The organism is Sphingomonas sp. BLCC-B65 (assembly GCF_028550675.1).
Classification (GTDB): Bacteria; Actinomycetota; Actinomycetes; order Actinomycetales; family Microbacteriaceae; genus Microbacterium.
On the sequence record NZ_JAQQGL010000001.1, the window covers coordinates 1,591,155 to 1,608,172 of the forward strand.

Here is a 17,018-nt window from a genome sequence, read left to right on the forward strand (position 1 = left end):
ACTCCGCCCGAGGAGCATCATGACCCGACTCGCCGCGCAGTCGTCGCGTCTCACCCGCCTGCTCGCGCCCGTCCTCGTAGCCGCGACGGTCATCGCCGGCGGTCTCGTTGCCGCCGCACCCGCCGCGGCGGCCGATCCTACGCCGGCGGCGCCGGAGACGGTGACCGTGGATCTCCTGCCGACCTGGCAGATCAACGGCGTCGTCTGGAGTCAGGCCGTCGTCGGCACCACGGTCTACGTGACCGGCAGCTTCACGAAAGCGCGGCCGCCGGGGGTCGCGGCGGGCGGAGCCGGTGAGATCGACGCGAACAACGTGTTCGCCTTCGACATCACCACCGGCAACCCCGTCGCGGGATTCTCGCACTCGTTCGACGCCCAGGGACTCGTCGTCCGCGCCGCTCCCGACGGGAGAACCGTCTACTTCGGCGGCGACTTCACCACCGTCGACGGCCAGGCGCGTGCACACGTGGCCGCCTTCGACGTCGCGACGGGTGCGCTGACGCCGTGGGCACCGCGCACCGATGGACAGGTGCGCGCCTTCTCGTTCATCGGCGACACCGTATACGCGGGCGGGAACTTCCGCTCCAGCAACGGCCAGCCGCGCACCGAACTGGCGGCGTGGAGCGCGACGACCGGCGCGCTGACGTCGTGGGCACCGACGGCATCGGGCGACGGGCTCGTCTGGGACATGGTCACCAGCCCCGACGCATCGCGGCTGATCGTGGCCGGATCCTTCACCGTGCTCAACGGCGCGACCGCGTACGGAATGGGAGCTCTGGATGCCGCGACCGGCGCCAGCCTGCCCTGGGCCGCCGTCGACCGCATCCGCAGCGCCGGCCTCAACGGCGCCATCTCCAGCCTGAGTACCGACGGCACGCAGGTCTACGGCTCGGGCTACGCGTTCGGCGCGGGCGCCTCGTTCGAGGGCACGTTCGCCGCCGATCCGTACACCGGAGCACTGAACTGGGTCAACGACTGCCTCGGCGACACGTACTCGACCTTCCCGCAGAACGGCGTGCTCTACGTGGCGAGCCACCACCACGACTGCAGCGTCGTCGGCGGGTTCCCCGACACGAACCCGCGCTCGCGGTGGATGAAGGCGACGGCGGAGCCGACGACCCCCGTGGGCACGATCACGCGCAAGGACGCCTACGGGTGGGACTTCACCGGCCTGCCGTACGCGGGCCTGCTGAACTGGTACCCCGACCTCGACTTCGGGTCCTATACCTCCGCACGCCAGGCCGCGTGGAGCGTCACCGGCAACAACAACTACGTCGTCCTCGGCGGTGAGTTCCCCAAGGTGAACGGCATCGCCCAGCAAGGTCTGGCCCGATTCGGCAAGCGCACCGTGTCACCGCATCTGAGCGGTCCGATCTACACCGCCGCGATGACGCCCACACCGTACTCGAACGAGCGCGGGCTGGTGCGTGTGCCGTTCAGCAGCGCGTGGGACCGCGACGGGGCGACCGTCACCTATGACGTCTTCCGCAGCCCTGCGACCAAGATCGCCACGTTCAGCCGCACCGACGGTCGCTTCTGGTCGCTGCCGAGTCTCAGCATCGTCGACAGCGGACAGACTCCCGGCAGCCAAGTGCGCTACCAGGTGAGAGCAAAGGATGCCGACGGCAACATCCAGTGGAGCGCGTGGTCACCCTGGATCACCGTCTCCGACGCGGCCACCTCCGCGTACCGCGCCGCCGTCCGCGCCGGCGGAGCCTCGCACTACTGGCGACTCGGAGAGCCGAGCGGGGCCACGCGACTGTTCGATGACGTGGGCGACGCTCCCGGCATCCCCACCGGACTCTTGCTCGGAGCGCCCGGCGCCCTGCAGGGCGACACGGATGCCGCGATCACCTCCGCCGGCGGGAGCACACCACGCATGACCACGGTGGATCCGCTGCCGAGCGACACGGCGGTGTCGGTCGAGGCGTGGGTGAACACCACGAGCACACGGGGAGGCCGCATCGTCGGCTTCGGGGACTCCGCCACCGGAACCTCGTCTTCCGGCGGCACCGACCGCGTGCTGTATCTCGACACCGCGGGGCGCGTGAACTTCGCGATCAACGACGGGGCCTATCGCACGGTGTACAGCCGCGGCAGCGTGAACGACGGTCAATGGCACCACCTCGTCGGCACGGTCGACGGCACGGGGATGCAGCTCTTCGTCGACGGCGTACGCGTCGGACGGTCCCAGGCGGCGACGACTCCGAAGACCTACACGGGCTACTGGCGTATCGGGGCCGACCAGACGTCGGGCTTCACGAATCGTCCCACCGACGCCGGGCTCGCCGGCAGCATCGACGATGTCGCCGTCTACCCGAAGGCGCTCTCGCAGACGGATGTGCAGTCGCACTACACCGTGAGCGGTCGCACGGGCGCATGGGGCACCGCCGGTTCGGACGCGTACGGCACAACGGTGTCGGCCGATCGACCCGATCTCTACTGGCGTCTCGACGAAGCCACGGGCACCGCACTCACCGACGCCGCCGGCGGCGGTCCGGTCGGAGCACTGTCGGGTACCGTCACACGCGCCGTCAGCGGGATCACCCCCGGCAGTAGCGCCACCACCTTCAACGGCAGCACGGCGCTCGGAGTTGCTCAAGAAGCGTGGGACGCGCCGCAGGCGTTCAGCGCCGAACTGTGGGTCAAGACCACGAGCACGAAGGGTGGCAAGCTCATCGGGTTCGGCAACACGTCCTCCGGGCTGAGCAGCAGCTACGACCGGCACGTCGTGATGCAGAGCAATGGGCGCGTGAACTTCGGCACGTACAACGGCACGCAGAACACCATCACGAGCACGAACGCCTACAACGACGGCCAGTGGCACCACATCGTCGCCTCGCAGGGAGCCGACGGGATGAAACTGTGGATCGACACCCAGCTCGTGGCGAGTTCTCCGGTGACCACCGCACAGGTCTACCGCGGCTTCTGGCGGATCGGCGGTGACAAGACCTGGGGCAACACGTCGAGCAACTACATCGCCGGCACCCTCGACGAGGTCGCCGTATATCCGAGCGTCCTCAGCGAGAGTCGTGTGCGCGCGCACTTCGCCGCGGCGGGCCGCGTACCGAGCGAACGCGCACCGGTGCCTTCGTTCACGGTCGCTTCGACCTATCTCACGACGACGGTCGACGGCTCCGCGACGACGGATGCCGACGGCAACCTCGCCACCTACGCATGGAACTTCGGCGACGGCACGAGCGCGTCAGGACCGACGGCGACGCACACCTACGCCGCCGCCGGCACGTACACGATCACGCTCACCGCCACGGACGCGACGCTTCTCACCGGCGCACTGTCGAAGACCGTGACCGTGGCGCCGAACCAAGCGCCCACCGCGGCCTTCTCCCCCACCATCGACCATCTCGCCCTCAGCGTGGACGGCAGCGCATCGCACGACAGCGACGGCTCCATCGCCGCCTTTGCGTGGGACTTCGGCGACGGAACCTCAGCCTCCGGGACGAACGCCGCGCACACCTACGCCGCTCCAGGCGACTACACGGTGCGGCTCACGGTGACCGACAACGACGAGATGACGGGCACGGTGACGCGCGTGGTGACGGCGAGCGCCGTTCCGAACCAACCGCCGACAGCGGCCTTCACGGAGACGACGGACTTCCTCTCCGTGAGCGTGGACGCCAGCGCCTCCACCGACCCCGATGGCTCCATCGCTTCGTTCGCGTGGGACTTCGGCGACGGATCCACGGGCGCGGGAGCGACGGCCTCGCACGTCTACACATCGGCCGGCACCTACACCGTCTCGCTGGTGACGACAGACGACAAGGGGGCCACCACCACCGCGTCCCACGCGATCACGGTGGTGGCCGATCAGCCGCCGGTAGCCGCGTTCGTCACAGGGGTGACCGACCTTCGTGTTGCCGTCGATGCCACCGGCTCGACGGACCCGGACGGCAGCATCGCCTCGTATACCTGGGATTTCGGAGACGGGACGAGCGCGACAGGCGCCACCGCCGTGCATGACTACGCGGCGGCCGGGTCCTACACGATCTCGCTGACCGTGGCCGACGATCACGGTGCGACATCCGCACAGACCGCTCCCGTGACGGTCACGGCCCCGCGGGTGTGGGCGCGCGACGACTTCGAGCGCACCGTCGCCAGCGGTTGGGGCGCTTCCGATGTGGGCGGAGCCTGGGCGATCACGCCGAACACGGCGACGGCGGTCGGCAAGTTCTCCGTCTCCGGCGGAACAGGGAAGGTCACGCTGTCGGCGGGCAACTCGTACACGGCGTCGCTGCCCGCGGCGACCGCGTCGACCGACACCGAGGAGCGGTTCACCGTGACGTTCAGCCAGCCGTCGACCGGGGGCGGGTACTACTTCTCCGCGATCGGTCGACAGGTCGATGCCGCGAACGACTATCGGGCGAAGGTGCGTGTGGCCTCGACGGGAGCCGTGGCCGTGTGGCTCACCCGCACGGTGGCAGGCACCGAGACCGTGCTGACGAGCCTGACCATCCCGAACACGACGGTGACCGCCGGCGATGCACTCAGCATCCGCTTCCAGGTGAGCGGGGCCAACGCGACGAGCCTCAAGGCCAAGGTGTGGCGCACCGCGACGGCGGAGCCCGCATCGTGGACCCTGACATCGTCCGACGCCACTCCGGCCCTCCAAGTGCCCGGCGTCGTCGGCATCAACAGCTACCTGTCCGCCAGCGCCACCGCCGTTCCCGTGCAGTACTCCTACGACGGCTTCTGGGCCGGACCCGCGAAGTAGTTCCGACGGGGTCGGGCGCCGATCACGGCATCCGCGCCCCGACCCCGTCGACCGATCCCGTCCACCACGCCGCTGCGCGCGGAGGGCGGGGTTGCGCGACACCTGGGTGCGACACATCGCCCAGCAGAGAACCGGTGGGGGTGGTCACCGGGCGACCGTCGATGGAGATCGAGTGCAGGTCCTGGCCCGTGATCGCACGGTAGCTGTCGAGCGTCGTGAAGACGAAGGGATTCACGTTCGCGGCGCCCCGGGACCATACGACGAGCCACGCGGGCTGCGATGCTCCCGTGCGCTGGAAGATGTTGCCGTCCGATCGGATGTTCAGCTCACTCGCGGCGAAGCGGTGCGAGTAGTCCTCGACACACAGGGTGCACGCGCCGCTGCTGCCTCCCACCACATTGTTGCCGAGGGCGATGTCTCGGATCGTCCACGGCATGTCGGGGTCGGGGAACGGACGCCGCGGATCGTGGCCAGGGACGGACGCGTCCGCCTGGCTGCGAGAGTCTTGGACGATGTTGATCGTCCGGTTTCCGCCGACGATCGTGTTGTTCCAGATCTGCACGTCGCCGGTGTTGTTGATCTTCAGCGCATTGCCGCCGTTCCCGACGATGAGATCGTCGACGATGTCGACCTTCTGAGTCAGCTCGATGAAGGCGCCGTGCCCGAGATTGCCGATCAGGTCGCTCCTGGCGATCGTGAGATCGAAGACGGACTGGTCCGTCCAGATCCCCGGGCCGTCGTTGCGGAGGAAGGCGGAATCGACGACGCGAACACCGCGCGACTTGGCGATCTTCACGCCCCCCGACACCGGAGCCTGGTTGAAGTGCTCCGCGTTGTTCTCGAGGGCCAGGACGTTCTCGAGACGCAGATCGTCCGCCAGGTTCGCCCCGATGCCCAGCAGACCGTTGCGAGCGAGGGTCACGTCGCGCAGAGTCGCGCGCGCGGCCCCCACGAACACTCCCGTCGTCGCGTTGTCGGCGACGGTCACCCCCTGAAGGGTGACATCCGGCGCCTCGATCGTCACGGTGCCCATCATCCAGACCGATGTCGCATATCCCCGGATGCCGATGTCACGGATGACCGTGCCGGCGCCTCGGATCGAGAGCGCCTTGGTCTCCGATGACGCGCGCACCTGATGGCCCTCCGGTGAGGAACCGATGTACAGGCGATCGGCGGCGGTATCCACGAAGAAGGTGCCGGGACGCACCTGATCGCGACTGCCGACCTGTGCCAGCGCCGCGCCGTCGATCCACAGCTGGTCCGGATGCGCGGCCATCGGATGCTCCGGGTTGATCCACTGCCATCCGCTGGTCATGCCGTCGGGAGCGCCGCGGGTGAACGTGGGGCTGGAATCGAACTGCGCCGTCCACCCGTCGACGACCCACGTCGTTCCGGCGCTGCGCCACCCGGTGACGGGGCGAGCGCCGTCGAGCCAGACCTGCGCACCGGGCGCGGATTGGATCGTCACGCGCTTACCGGCCGGTACGGTGACGTTCTCGTTGTAGGTGCCGCTGCGGACGACGATGACGGCACCGGTGCTGGCGCGGTCGACAGCGCTCTGGATGGTGGAGAAGGGTGCGGAGGCCGACCCGGTGCCCCCGGCGCGTGCGGAACCGTCGACGATGACGGCGCCGACCGGAATCGGCGCGCTGGACACGCCCGGCGACGGGGCACCACGGTGGCGCCGTGTGCCGGACTCGTCCCAGGTGAGCGTGGAGCTCGACGACGGGTCGGGCTGCACGGACGGAGACGGAGTCGGCGCGGGGGACGGCGTCGGCGCGGGTGTCGGGGACGGCGTGAGTGTCGGGGACGGCGTCGGAGAGGGGCGCGGCGTCGACGGCTGCGACGGCGTGGGCTGAGGGCTGTTGCTGCCGGGACCGGCCCCCGTCGGCGCGACGGCGACACGGTAGTCGTCGAAGGCGAACTGCTGAGCAGACGAGCTGCTCGAGAGGTAGCCGCCCACGCTGACCGCGCCGGCGGCGGCGAGACGGGCCGAGCTCGCGTCCGTGGCGGCGAGCCGGGTGGTGACACCACCGACCGTCACGACGGCGTCGACCGCCACGGAAGTGGTGCCCCTCACACTCGCTTCGAGGACGATGGAGGTGTGGGCGCGGAGCCGGGTCGAGAGGGTGGTGCGAGCGAGCACGACTTGGCGCGATCCGGTGACTCGGAGCGCCTCGAGCACCGCGGAGCCCTTCGGATCGACGACCACCTGCACGTGGTAGAACCCGGAGGCGGTCTTGCGCGCCTGCAGATTCAGATACACCCCGCGTCCGAACGCGGGAAGGCTCGGCACCGTGAATGCGACCGATTGCGTCGTGTCCAGCGCTGTGAGCCCGGACGGCGATGCGGCCACCGACGTTCCGGGAACGCGGATGACCGCACGCGCCGCTCCGCCCGAGACGGAGAAGGCGCGCGGGTCGGACATTCGGTACGTGGCCGCGCCCGAGGCCCCGCCGAGTCCCGTCGCGACGCTGCGCTGCATGTCATCCGCGAAGACCACGGCGGGTGCCGCAGCGGTCACAACCGTCGGCGAGGAGGCGATGTCACGCTCGACGGCGAAGGCGGCGGTGGGAACGCTGCCGACGAGGAGCGCGCTGACGAGAAGGACGGCAGACGCCGTGGAACGCATGAGGAGTCTCTTTCTCCCCAAGAGTCCACCACGCGGCAACGATCGCACGCGGGGTGTGTCGAGCGTAGCAAGTGCGGAGAGCGCCCTTGCCGACTATGAGACTCTTCTCACCGCGAGCGCGGCGCACCGCGCGCTCATCCGAGGTGCTTCATGCGGCGAAACCACACCGGCAGCGCCGCAACGAGGTGCACGAGAGCCGTCAACGCGAGCATGGAGTACACCACGACGAACACCGGCGGCGCTCCCCACAGCACGAACGAGAGACACCAGACCCCGTAATCGACAGGGAGCCCGAGGATCGATCGCAGCGGCGACGATCCTCCCGCCTCCGCCGCCTGGGCCACGCCAGCGCGGGCGCGCAGCAGATCGTTCAGGATCATCCCGAAGAACGCGACCGTCGCAACGATCGCGAAGCCCAGCGGTACCAGGATCCACGCCACCGGCGCATCGAAGAAGCGGAACGCCCCGACGGCGACCGCCACGTGCAGACTGACCAGCTTGGCCGCATCGACCACGTGATCGAGCCACTCGCCGGCCAGAGACCCTCCGCCGCGCAGCCGGGCGACCTGCCCGTCTGCGCTGTCCCAGGCGTAGCCGGCGGCGAGCAGCAGCCAGACGACGACGCCGAGGAGGAACGACGGAGGTACCGTCGCGAGAAGGACGATCCCCGTGAAGGTCAGCCCGGCACTGACGGCGGTCACCTGATTGGGTGTCAGCCCGACCGCGTACGCGCCGGCCGCGATGACCCGGCCGACCGGACGGTTGACGTAGAGCGAGTACGCCGGAGCTCCGCGTCCCCGACCCTTCTGCGCGGCGCCGAGCTGCGCGTAGGCCGCTGCGACGGTCACGGCACCACGACCTTCGCCTGGAAGTCATCCACGAGCACGACGAACGGCAGGCCTGTGAAGCCCGTGCCCGCGTAGGTGGTGAAGCCGGTGAAGCCCGCCGACTGCAGCGCCGCCGTGGTGTCGGTGGTGCTCAGCTGCCATGCCGAGGGCTCCGCGGTGCCCGCGGGCCAGATCTTGCTGCGCAGAGCGGTCGTCCCCGTACCATCCACCTGCACGCGCACGGTGTACACGGTGTTGGCCGCGAGGGTGAATCCGGGAAGATCGAGCGAGGACAGCACCGTGCCGCCGCGCGCGAGCTGCGCCTGCACGCCACCACCCGGCGCGATGACCCACCGCGCGCGGTAGTCGTCCGACCCCACGACGCGGCCGAGGGCGGAAACGTACATGCGCGCTCCGGTCGGCAGCGCCGGCAGTGCGAATCCGAAGGTGAGATCGGTGCTCGCCGAGGTCGTCGCGTTCAGCGTCGCCGAGCGCGTCTGTCCCGCGGCCTGCGAGGTGAGCTTCGCCCTTCCTGCGTCGATCGCGACGTTGGCGGTGCCCGAGGTCTGGGTCCAGGTGCCGCCCACGACCGCCGCGCCCAGCGCAGTGCCGGAGGCTCGACCGAAGTCGTCGGCCGCAAACGGCGCAGCCGCGGGGGCGGCGACGGTGACGGCCCTCGTCGTCGTGCCTGTCGCCCCCTTGTCGTCGGTCACGGTGAGCTTCACCGTGTACGTTCCCGATGCCGCGTAGGCGTGCGTGGCCGTGACCCCTGTGCCGCTCGTCCCGTCGCCGAAGTCCCACGCGTAAGCGGATACGGTGCCGTCGGCATCCGTCGACGCGGACCCGTCGACGGCGATCGACACTCCCGAAGGCGTCGCCGTGAAGGCCGCGGTCGGTGCCTGGTTCGGCGGTCCGGCCGGCGCGGTGACCGTCACCGATGTCGACGCGCTCCCCGTCGCACCCTTGTCGTCCGTGACGGTGAGTTTCACCGTATAGGTGCCCGCGGTGGCGTAGGTGTGCGAGGCGGTCGCTCCCGTGCCCGATCCCCCGTCGCCGAAGTCCCAGGCATATGCCGACACGGTCCCGTCCGCATCGGAGGACGCGGACCCGTCGACGGCGACCGACAGTCCCGAGGGGGTCGCCGTCACCGCGGCGACGGGCGGCTGGTTCGCGGGGGCTGTCCCCGCGGACGATCCCGTCCAGAAGTTGTCGAACCCGGTCTCGAACGGAACGTTCGTCGCTCCCCCGCCGAGGTAGACGCCCAGCCCGACCGAGCCGGCCGCCTGCAGTGCGGCGGTGGCGTCGCTCGCCGTCGCGGTCCATGCCGCCGGTTCGGCGGTGCCCACCTTCCAGACCTTGACGCGCAGCGCCGTCGGTGCCGTGCCGACCGCCTCGACACGGACGTGCAGCGCATCGCCCGCAGCGACGTTCAGCGCCGTGCCCACATTGGTGAGCGTGGTCGTCGTCTGCAAGAGCTGCACGGTCACCCCGCCCGACGGGGCGACGATCACGCGCGCACGGTAGTCGACGGCGCCGACGCGCCGTGCGTGCACCGTCGCATACGCGCTGGCGCCCACCGGCCGCTGAGCGAAGCTGATGTCGACGTTCACCGCAGTGTCGGTCGAAGACACACCCGTCAGGTACGCGTAGCGCTGCGCCGTGGCGGAGGGCTGGATGAAGACGGCCTTCGTCCCATCGACCCGGTAGTTGGACGCCGTGTTCGACAGTGTCCATGCACCGCCGTTGTCGGCCGTGCCGAGTCCGGATGCCACCGTACGGTTGAACGAGTCGTTGGCGTACGTCGACCCCACCACCGGCGCCGTGACGGTCACGGGGATCGCCTGCGTCGCCGTGGCGCCGTCGTTGTCCGTCACGGTGAGCGTGACGGTGTACGAGCCGGCAGCGGCGTAGGTGTGGGATGCCGTCGCTCCGGCGCCCGCGGGGGTTCCGTCGCCCCAAGCCCACGCGTAGGAGGTGACCTGACCGTCACTGTCGGTCGATCCACCGCCGTCCACGGAAATGGTCAGGTCCGCCGCCGTCGAGGTGAAGGACGCGGCGGGCGCCTGGTTGGCGACCGCGGTGACGGGCGTCGAGGACACACCCGTTGCCCCCTTGTCGTCGGTCACCGTGAGCGTCACGGTGTACGTGCCGGCCGCCGCGTAGGTGTGCGTTGCCGTTGCACCGGTGCCGTCCGGCGACCCGTCGCCCCACGACCAGCTGTACCCGGCGACCGTCCCGTCGCTGTCGCTCGAGCCCGTACCGTCGACCGCCACGGCGAGCTTGGTGACCGCCGAGGTGAACGACGCGGTCGGCGGAACGTTCGCCGGCGTCCCCGTCGCGCCGAGCGCGTAGTGCTGCACGACGTCGCTCGCCGCGAGCGGCATGGGATAGACCGCGACCTCGTCGATCTGTCCGTCGAACTCCCAGTCACCGGGGCCCCAGGTGACGTCGCCGCCGACGTGCCAGTAGCCGGTGTAGTCCTGCGCGTTGGCCTGACCGTTCGACCCCTTCAACGCGCCGTCGACATAGAGCCTCATGCCCTCGGCGCCCTGCGTGGCGACGACGTGGTGCCACGCACCGTCGTTATAGCCCGGCGCCGTCTGGAGCGTCTCACTGAAGCCGACCCATACGCCGTAGATCAGGCTGCCGTCCGGCGTCATGTAGACGTGCCGATCGTAGTTGTTGGAGTTTCCGTCGGGGCTGTTGCCGAACCCGATGATCTTTCCGCCGGTCGTCGTCGACGTCTTGAACCAGGCCTCGAGCGAATACGAACGCGGGTTGGAGAACGTGTTCTTGCTGATCACCTGCCCACCGGAGAACGTCGCCGCCGTGTCGCTCACTCCACTCAGCGCTCCGGCCGCGCCTTGTGCGACCGCGCCGACGTAGGTGCCGGGTTGGCCGAAGCCGGAGGCGTCAGCGGCGACGTTTCCGGAGCTCTCTCCGAGCCGCCAGTACAGCGACGGCTCGAGCGCGTAGACGGCGGCGCCGTACGCATCGGCGGGCGCCGTGGCGGCGGCGAGCGTGCGCCCCGAGGCGACGTAGTGGGCGGCCACCTGCTGGCGGGTCAGGGGCGCGCCGTAGATCGCGACGTCGTCGATCGCCCCGGCGAAGAACGCGGCACCGGACCACGGGCTGTCGCCGCCGACCCGCCAGTAGCCGCTGTAGGGCTGAGCGGAGGTGACGTCGGTGCGCATCGCGACGCGCACGCCGTCCACGTACAGGACCATGCCGCCCGAGCTCAGGCCGGCCGAGATCTGATGCCACTGACCGTCGTTGTACGACGCCGAGGACGTGATCGTCTGGACCGAACCGGGGTAGACACCGAAGGTGATGCGCCCGTCCGGCTCCATGTACACATGCCGGTCGTAACTGCCCGACGTTCCGGTCGAGCTGTTTCCGAACCCGACGATCTTGCCGCCTGCCGTCGTGGTCGTCTTGATCCAGGCCTCGATGCCGAAGGTGTCGGGACCTGCGATCTGCTGCGTCGTGGATGCGAATCCGGCGCTCGATCCGTCGAAGGTGGACGACGGGCGCGTGTCATTGAGCATCGCGCCGGCGCTCCCTCTGGTGACTCCGCTGTTGACCGTGAGGTCGGCGGCGCCGGCCCAGTCGTAGGACAGGGTGGAGGAGTCGTCGTCGAGCGGCCAGTAGTCCAGGGGGGTGTCGGCCAGCACGGCGTCGCGATACGCACTCGCGGTCGAGGTCCCCGTAGCGGTCACCGTCGCCGTCCCACCCAGGATGGAATGACCCTGCGCATCGGTCGCCCGCACCCGATAGGTGTACGTCGTCCCGTTGGACACCGAGTTGTCGATGTAGGCCATCGCCGGCAGACCCCAGTCGGGCGACTTCGATCGGACGTTCTCAAAGGTCTTCACGACGACGTTGTTGCGCAGCACCTCGTACGTCAGGAACTCGCTGTCACGGTCGTAGTTGAGCGGCCAGCTGACGCGGACGGATCCCCCGGACAGCGCGATCGCCGTCGCCGGCCAGGCCGTGTTCCACAGCAGGGGCCCCTGCGCGTTGGTCGACTTCGACGGGACCGCGAAGCGCACCAGACCCTGTTGCCCCGTGTTGTTGACGCGGGTGAACTCGCCGCCGTAGACGAGGTACTGGGAGTTGCCGTTGACCGTCCAGGGTCCCTGCGAGGCGCCGCTGACCGAGCCGGCGTTGAAGCTGGGGAACCAGTGCAGCAGCCGAGGTGCCGGGTTGCCGCCGAAGTCGAAGTAGCCGTTGTTGAGCCCAGACGGCGTGATCCGGGCGGGCTCGTTCGTCACCGCGATGCCGCGGTAGAAGGTCCAGGGGTCGCTCTGGGGGAAACCGTCCTCCAGGCTGCCGCAGTAGTGCGGATGACCGGCGGCGTACACGGCGTCGCCCATGGGCTGCACGTCGTATTCATCGCCGTGGCAGTCGTTGACCCAGATGAGGTCGCCGGTGGCCCAGGAGGATCGGAAGCTGCCCTCCAGATTGCCGCCGTCGCCGAACACGTAGCCGGTGCCGTAGAACGATCCGGCACCGTCGGATTTGAGCGACATGATCGACGCGTCGAGCCCGGCGTTGCGGATCACATTGTTGGTCTGGAACGGCAGCAACGAGGCATCCCCGGCACTCACCATCGCGAGGCCGTACCCGGGGTTGCTGCTGCCGTTGAGCGTCTGGAAGTTGCCGCCGAGGACCACCTTGGTGCCGTCGGGCGAGACGACCACGACGCGACCCTGGCGTCCCTCGAGCACGGGGGCCCACGGCAGGAGCGCCCCGGCGCGTGTGACCGCGGCGGCGCCGGCGCGGTCGTTTCCCGACATGCGGCCGAAGGTGCCGGTGAGATACACCGTGTCGTTCGTCGCCGCGACGCCGGAGGTCACTCCGTTGGAGTTCGGATTGAAGGTCGAAAGGGTCCCGCTGGGCAGATCGAAGGCGGCGACGCGGTTGCGCGTCTGACCGTTGACGGTCGTGAAGTCGCCGACGATGTAGAGGCGGGTGCCGTCGGGCGACGCCTCGACCTGGCGCACCTGCGCGTTGATCGACGGCGCGAACGACGTGATGAGGTTGCCCGTCGTGATGTCGTACGCCAGGAGGTTGCTGCGCGGCGTCTCGTTCGTTCCGGCCGCCGCCCCCGCCGGGCGGGCCGAGGTGAACTTGCCCGCCGCGTAGACCACATTGCCGACGACGGCCTGGTCCCAGACGATGCCGTTGATCTGGACGGTCGGCAGCGCATCGGCCGTGACGGTCGACGGCGTGCCCTCCGGCGGACTGACATCGGCACGCGCGGGCGCGACGACGACGAGACTGCTGACGATGACGGCGGCGGCTGCCGCAAGAACCGTCGCGATGATCCGCGTCTGCTGTCCGCTGACGCCGGTACGAATGCGCACCATGACTCCCCCAGTCACCCCTCGCAGCCGGATCCCCATCCGTTGATGCCGCGAAGGCGATAATCCCCCAGGTCTTCTACGGCCGCGGGCCGACGAAGACGATGTCTGGCTCAGACGCCAGCAGGTCGACGGTAACACGGATATCCCCCTCCGCCGCAAGGGGTGCGACGAAGGTGAAATCCGCGGTGGCCTCGGCGCCCGGCGCAACCGATGCCGGGAACACGCGCGCCTTCTTGTCGGTCACGGCGATGCCCGGCGTGCGATCGTCTCCCCCGTAGGTCAGGTTGACGCCCGCCGCGCCGGTGTCGATGGGTGCCGAGCCGTTGTTGACGACGCGCACCGACACGGTGATGGCGTCGCCGCTCGGCTCGCCGGGCACATCGCCCGTGAACGTGCCCTTCGTCACCGCGACGAGCTGCACCGTCGCGCCGGCCACCGGCGGTGCAGGCTGGTCGAGAGGCACCTCGGCATCCGTCGGCGGCTTGGTGATCTCGGTCGTCGAACCCGCCGCGGGTGTCTCGAACGCCGTCGGCTGCGGCGTCGGCGTCGCCCACGACGGGCTCGGAGACGCGGCCGCGGATGCGTCCGGCTGGCCCCGGCCGACCACCGCCCACACCACGCCGCCGACCAGCAGCGCCGCCACGACCACGAAAACGATCCACGGAGCGCGTCCGCGTCCGGCTGTCGGCATGTCTTGTGCCATGCGAAAAGCACCTCCCCCATGTGCCCCGCGCCGCGGCGGGCCCCAGTTCCCCGCGTGCGCTCCCTCAGCGTACGCCCGGCATCGTCACAGAGCGAGCACGAGTTTGGTTCTCGTGACCCGGCGGCCCGGACGCCTGTCGCGACCTTCTGGTCAGCAACGCCGACAGCGTCACGAACAGGACGAACGGCATCGCGCTGTCGACCATGCCGCTCTCGGTGAACGTGCGGATGACGAACATCGTGAGCAGCGGCAACAGCAGTCCGCGACGCGACGCCGCTGTGACGGCGGTGATCACGCACCACGCCACCAGCAGACCGATCAGCAGCACTCCGAGCAGTCCCGCCTGCGCCAGAAGTGAGACCCAGCTGCTGTCGAGCACCTGCGACGATCGCCACTTCTCCTGGACCGCGACCTCTTTGACCGACAGACCGACGCCCAGCCAACGCTGCCACGAGGCCCAATCCCAGCCGAGGACCACCTGCCAGCCCGTGAGACGGGAATCCAACGCCGTGCTCTCCGCCGACGTGCCGCCGCGGCTGGCGAGGCCGTCGACGACGCCGGTGAAGACGATGACACCGTAGATGACGGGGACGAAGACGAGAAGGGCGTAGAGGACGCCGCGCCGACGCACGCCGTTGGTCACCAGCGCCACGATCGCGCCGAAGAGGATGCCGACGAGGGCGATGCGCGATCCTGTGGCGACCACGATCCCGAACAGGACGACGCTCGCGATCACGGCCGACACGCGCACACCGCGGCGCAGGATCAGAACGACGAGGGCGATCAGCGGAAGGGCGGCGAGTCCGGCGAGCTCGTTCGGATGGATCTCCGGGATGCCGCCGCCCAGCCGGCCCTTGACCAGCGTGCGCGCGCCCGTCGTGGCGGCGACCACGGCGAGAATCCCCATCGCCGTCAACAGGGCGGCGACGGCCCGATCCCACGGGGCGTTCGTCAGCAGAAGCAGCAGGGTGGCCATGACGATGAAGACCCTCATGACCAGCACGGTGGTCGCCGACCCGTTGCCCGCGACGACCCCGCCGAGCAGGCTGATCATGAGGGTGACGGCGATCACCGCCGCGGGACCGAGCCCCACCGGCATCCGTCGGCGCGTGAAAAGGGTCAGGCCGACGGCGCCGCCCAGCGCGACCAGGGCGATCGCCGCCTTGGCCACGACCACAGGGTCGAGCCCGCCCGCGTAGAACGACTGCGGCCGCCACGGAATGACGCTGACGATCACCAGGAGGAACAGCGCGACGAGAGCCGCGAAGCGTCGACGCGTCGGCCGCGAGGCATCCGCGTGGACGCCCCCGTGCACCCGTTGCCCGCGCATCGCGAGCCCTGCGGCCGTCATGGCCGTGCGGCCGCGCCCGTTCCGGCGGCCCCCACGGGCACCGCATCGCGCCACGTCTCGGTCACGACGCCGGACGCATGCCGGGCGGTCCCGGTGAGGACGACACCCAACGGATGCACGTCCACGAAGGAGAGCTTGGTGATCAGGGCCGACAGCGCCGATGCCGCCGTCGATCCGCTCCGCACCGCGACCACGACTCCTGTGGCGTCGTCGACGAGTTCTCGCACCACGGCGACGGATGCGGCATCCACCACCACCACGACGACGTCGACATGCGCCCGCAGGCTCGAGCGGAGAGCGGGCAGTGCGTCCTGCAGCGCTGCCGCCGCGACCGGCAGAGGATCGGCGAACTGCCGGCCCGCGGCCTCACCCACAGCGGCGTCGACGTCCTCCCCGTCGAGCACCTCGGCGAGCGAGCGCGTCTCGGCCGCGGCGTCGGATGTGGCGCGCGTCTCCAGGATCGTGACGGTACGACCCGCAGCAGCGAAGGCAGCAGCCAGACCACTGCGCTCCGCCTGCCCGATGGCATCGTCCGAAGCGGTCAGAACGAGCACGGACGAGAGGTCGCTGCCGCCCAGCACCCCGAGATTGGCGACGGTCTCGTCGAAGGCGACGGACTCGTCCTCGTCGTCCGAACGCCTCCAGCGGCGACGGCGGGGGATGCGCCCGACGACACGGATGCCCACGAGGCGGCGCACGTCGGAGATGGTGATGACGTTGCGGTTGGTCACCGTGCGATAGACGGCGACGATCCCGCCGACGGCCAGCCCGACGATCAGTCCGAGCCCGACGATCGCGAGCGTCTGCGGAGACACCGGCGCGAGCGGTTCGACCGCCGGCAGCACCACGGTGAGGTTCACCTGGTAGCGCTCATCGGCGTCGGAGTTCTCCGTCGACTGGATGAGTTTCGACAGGTGCGCTGCGGCCGCATTCGCGATCGCCGCGCTGAGCTGCGCAGTGGGCGCCTCGGCGCGCACGACGAGCAGCACGGTGTCGGTCGTGTTGTCCGCCGACACCATCTTTCGCAGGTCGCGATCGCTGTAGTCGGCAGCGGAGAGGTGCAGATCGCTGCGGATGCCGGCGATGACCTCCGGACTGTCGACGAGCTCCGGATACGAGCGGATGCGCGCGAGGCTGAACTGGTTGCGCTCGAACAGCGACGCTTCCTTCGAATCGACCTGCAGCATCAGCGTCGACGTCGACGCGTATGTCTCCGGCAACAGCTTCGCGATGCCGTAGGCGCCGCCTGCTCCCAGCAGCGCGACGATCAGGACCAGCAACCACCCTTCGCGGAGTATCCGCGCGTACGGGACGTCCTCCATGCTCCCCACCCCCCAAGATGAGCCCGAGCGCCGGACGTACCCCTGTTTCCCTCGTCCGACGCCTTCGTGCTGGGCTGAACCT

At 69.7% G+C, this 17,018-nt stretch carries 7 protein-coding genes; 1 reads left to right on the forward strand and 6 read right to left on the reverse strand.

Annotated elements, in window-relative coordinates; all coding sequences use genetic code 11:
• Positions 1-19: 19 nt before the first annotated feature.
• Complete coding sequence (locus PP359_RS07645) at positions 20-4,732, forward strand: PKD domain-containing protein (protein ID WP_499250252.1); 4,713 nt, start codon at positions 20-22, stop codon at positions 4,730-4,732.
• Positions 4,733-4,754: 22 nt separating this feature from the next.
• Here the strand turns inward: PP359_RS07645 and PP359_RS07650 are convergent, their stop codons facing one another.
• The 6 genes from PP359_RS07650 to PP359_RS07675 form a co-directional block, all read right to left on the reverse strand.
• The gene (locus tag PP359_RS07650; RefSeq protein WP_499250253.1) at positions 4,755-7,364 is read right to left on the reverse strand and encodes a right-handed parallel beta-helix repeat-containing protein; all 2,610 of its coding nucleotides are present in this window, start codon (positions 7,362-7,364) and stop codon (positions 4,755-4,757) included.
• Between the two features lie 134 nt (positions 7,365-7,498).
• Positions 7,499-8,212, reverse strand: a complete 714-nt coding sequence (locus PP359_RS07655; RefSeq protein WP_036319022.1) for a CDP-alcohol phosphatidyltransferase family protein — start codon at positions 8,210-8,212, stop codon at positions 7,499-7,501.
• Positions 8,209-13,563, reverse strand: a complete 5,355-nt coding sequence (locus tag PP359_RS07660; RefSeq protein ID WP_499250254.1) for a PKD domain-containing protein — start codon at positions 13,561-13,563, stop codon at positions 8,209-8,211. The genes PP359_RS07655 and PP359_RS07660 overlap by 4 nt, the downstream gene beginning before the upstream one ends.
• A 73-nt stretch (positions 13,564-13,636) precedes the next feature.
• Complete coding sequence (locus PP359_RS07665) at positions 13,637-14,263, reverse strand: hypothetical protein (RefSeq protein WP_294943196.1); 627 nt, start codon at positions 14,261-14,263, stop codon at positions 13,637-13,639.
• A 64-nt stretch (positions 14,264-14,327) separates the two neighbouring features.
• Positions 14,328-15,614, reverse strand: a complete 1,287-nt coding sequence (locus PP359_RS07670) for an O-antigen ligase family protein (protein ID WP_162722441.1) — start codon at positions 15,612-15,614, stop codon at positions 14,328-14,330.
• Entirely contained in the window at positions 15,611-16,936 is a 1,326-nt protein-coding gene (locus PP359_RS07675) for a YveK family protein (protein ID WP_499250255.1), read from the reverse strand. Before PP359_RS07675 ends, PP359_RS07670 begins: the two co-directional genes overlap by 4 nt.
• Between the last annotated feature and the right edge of the window lie 82 nt (positions 16,937-17,018).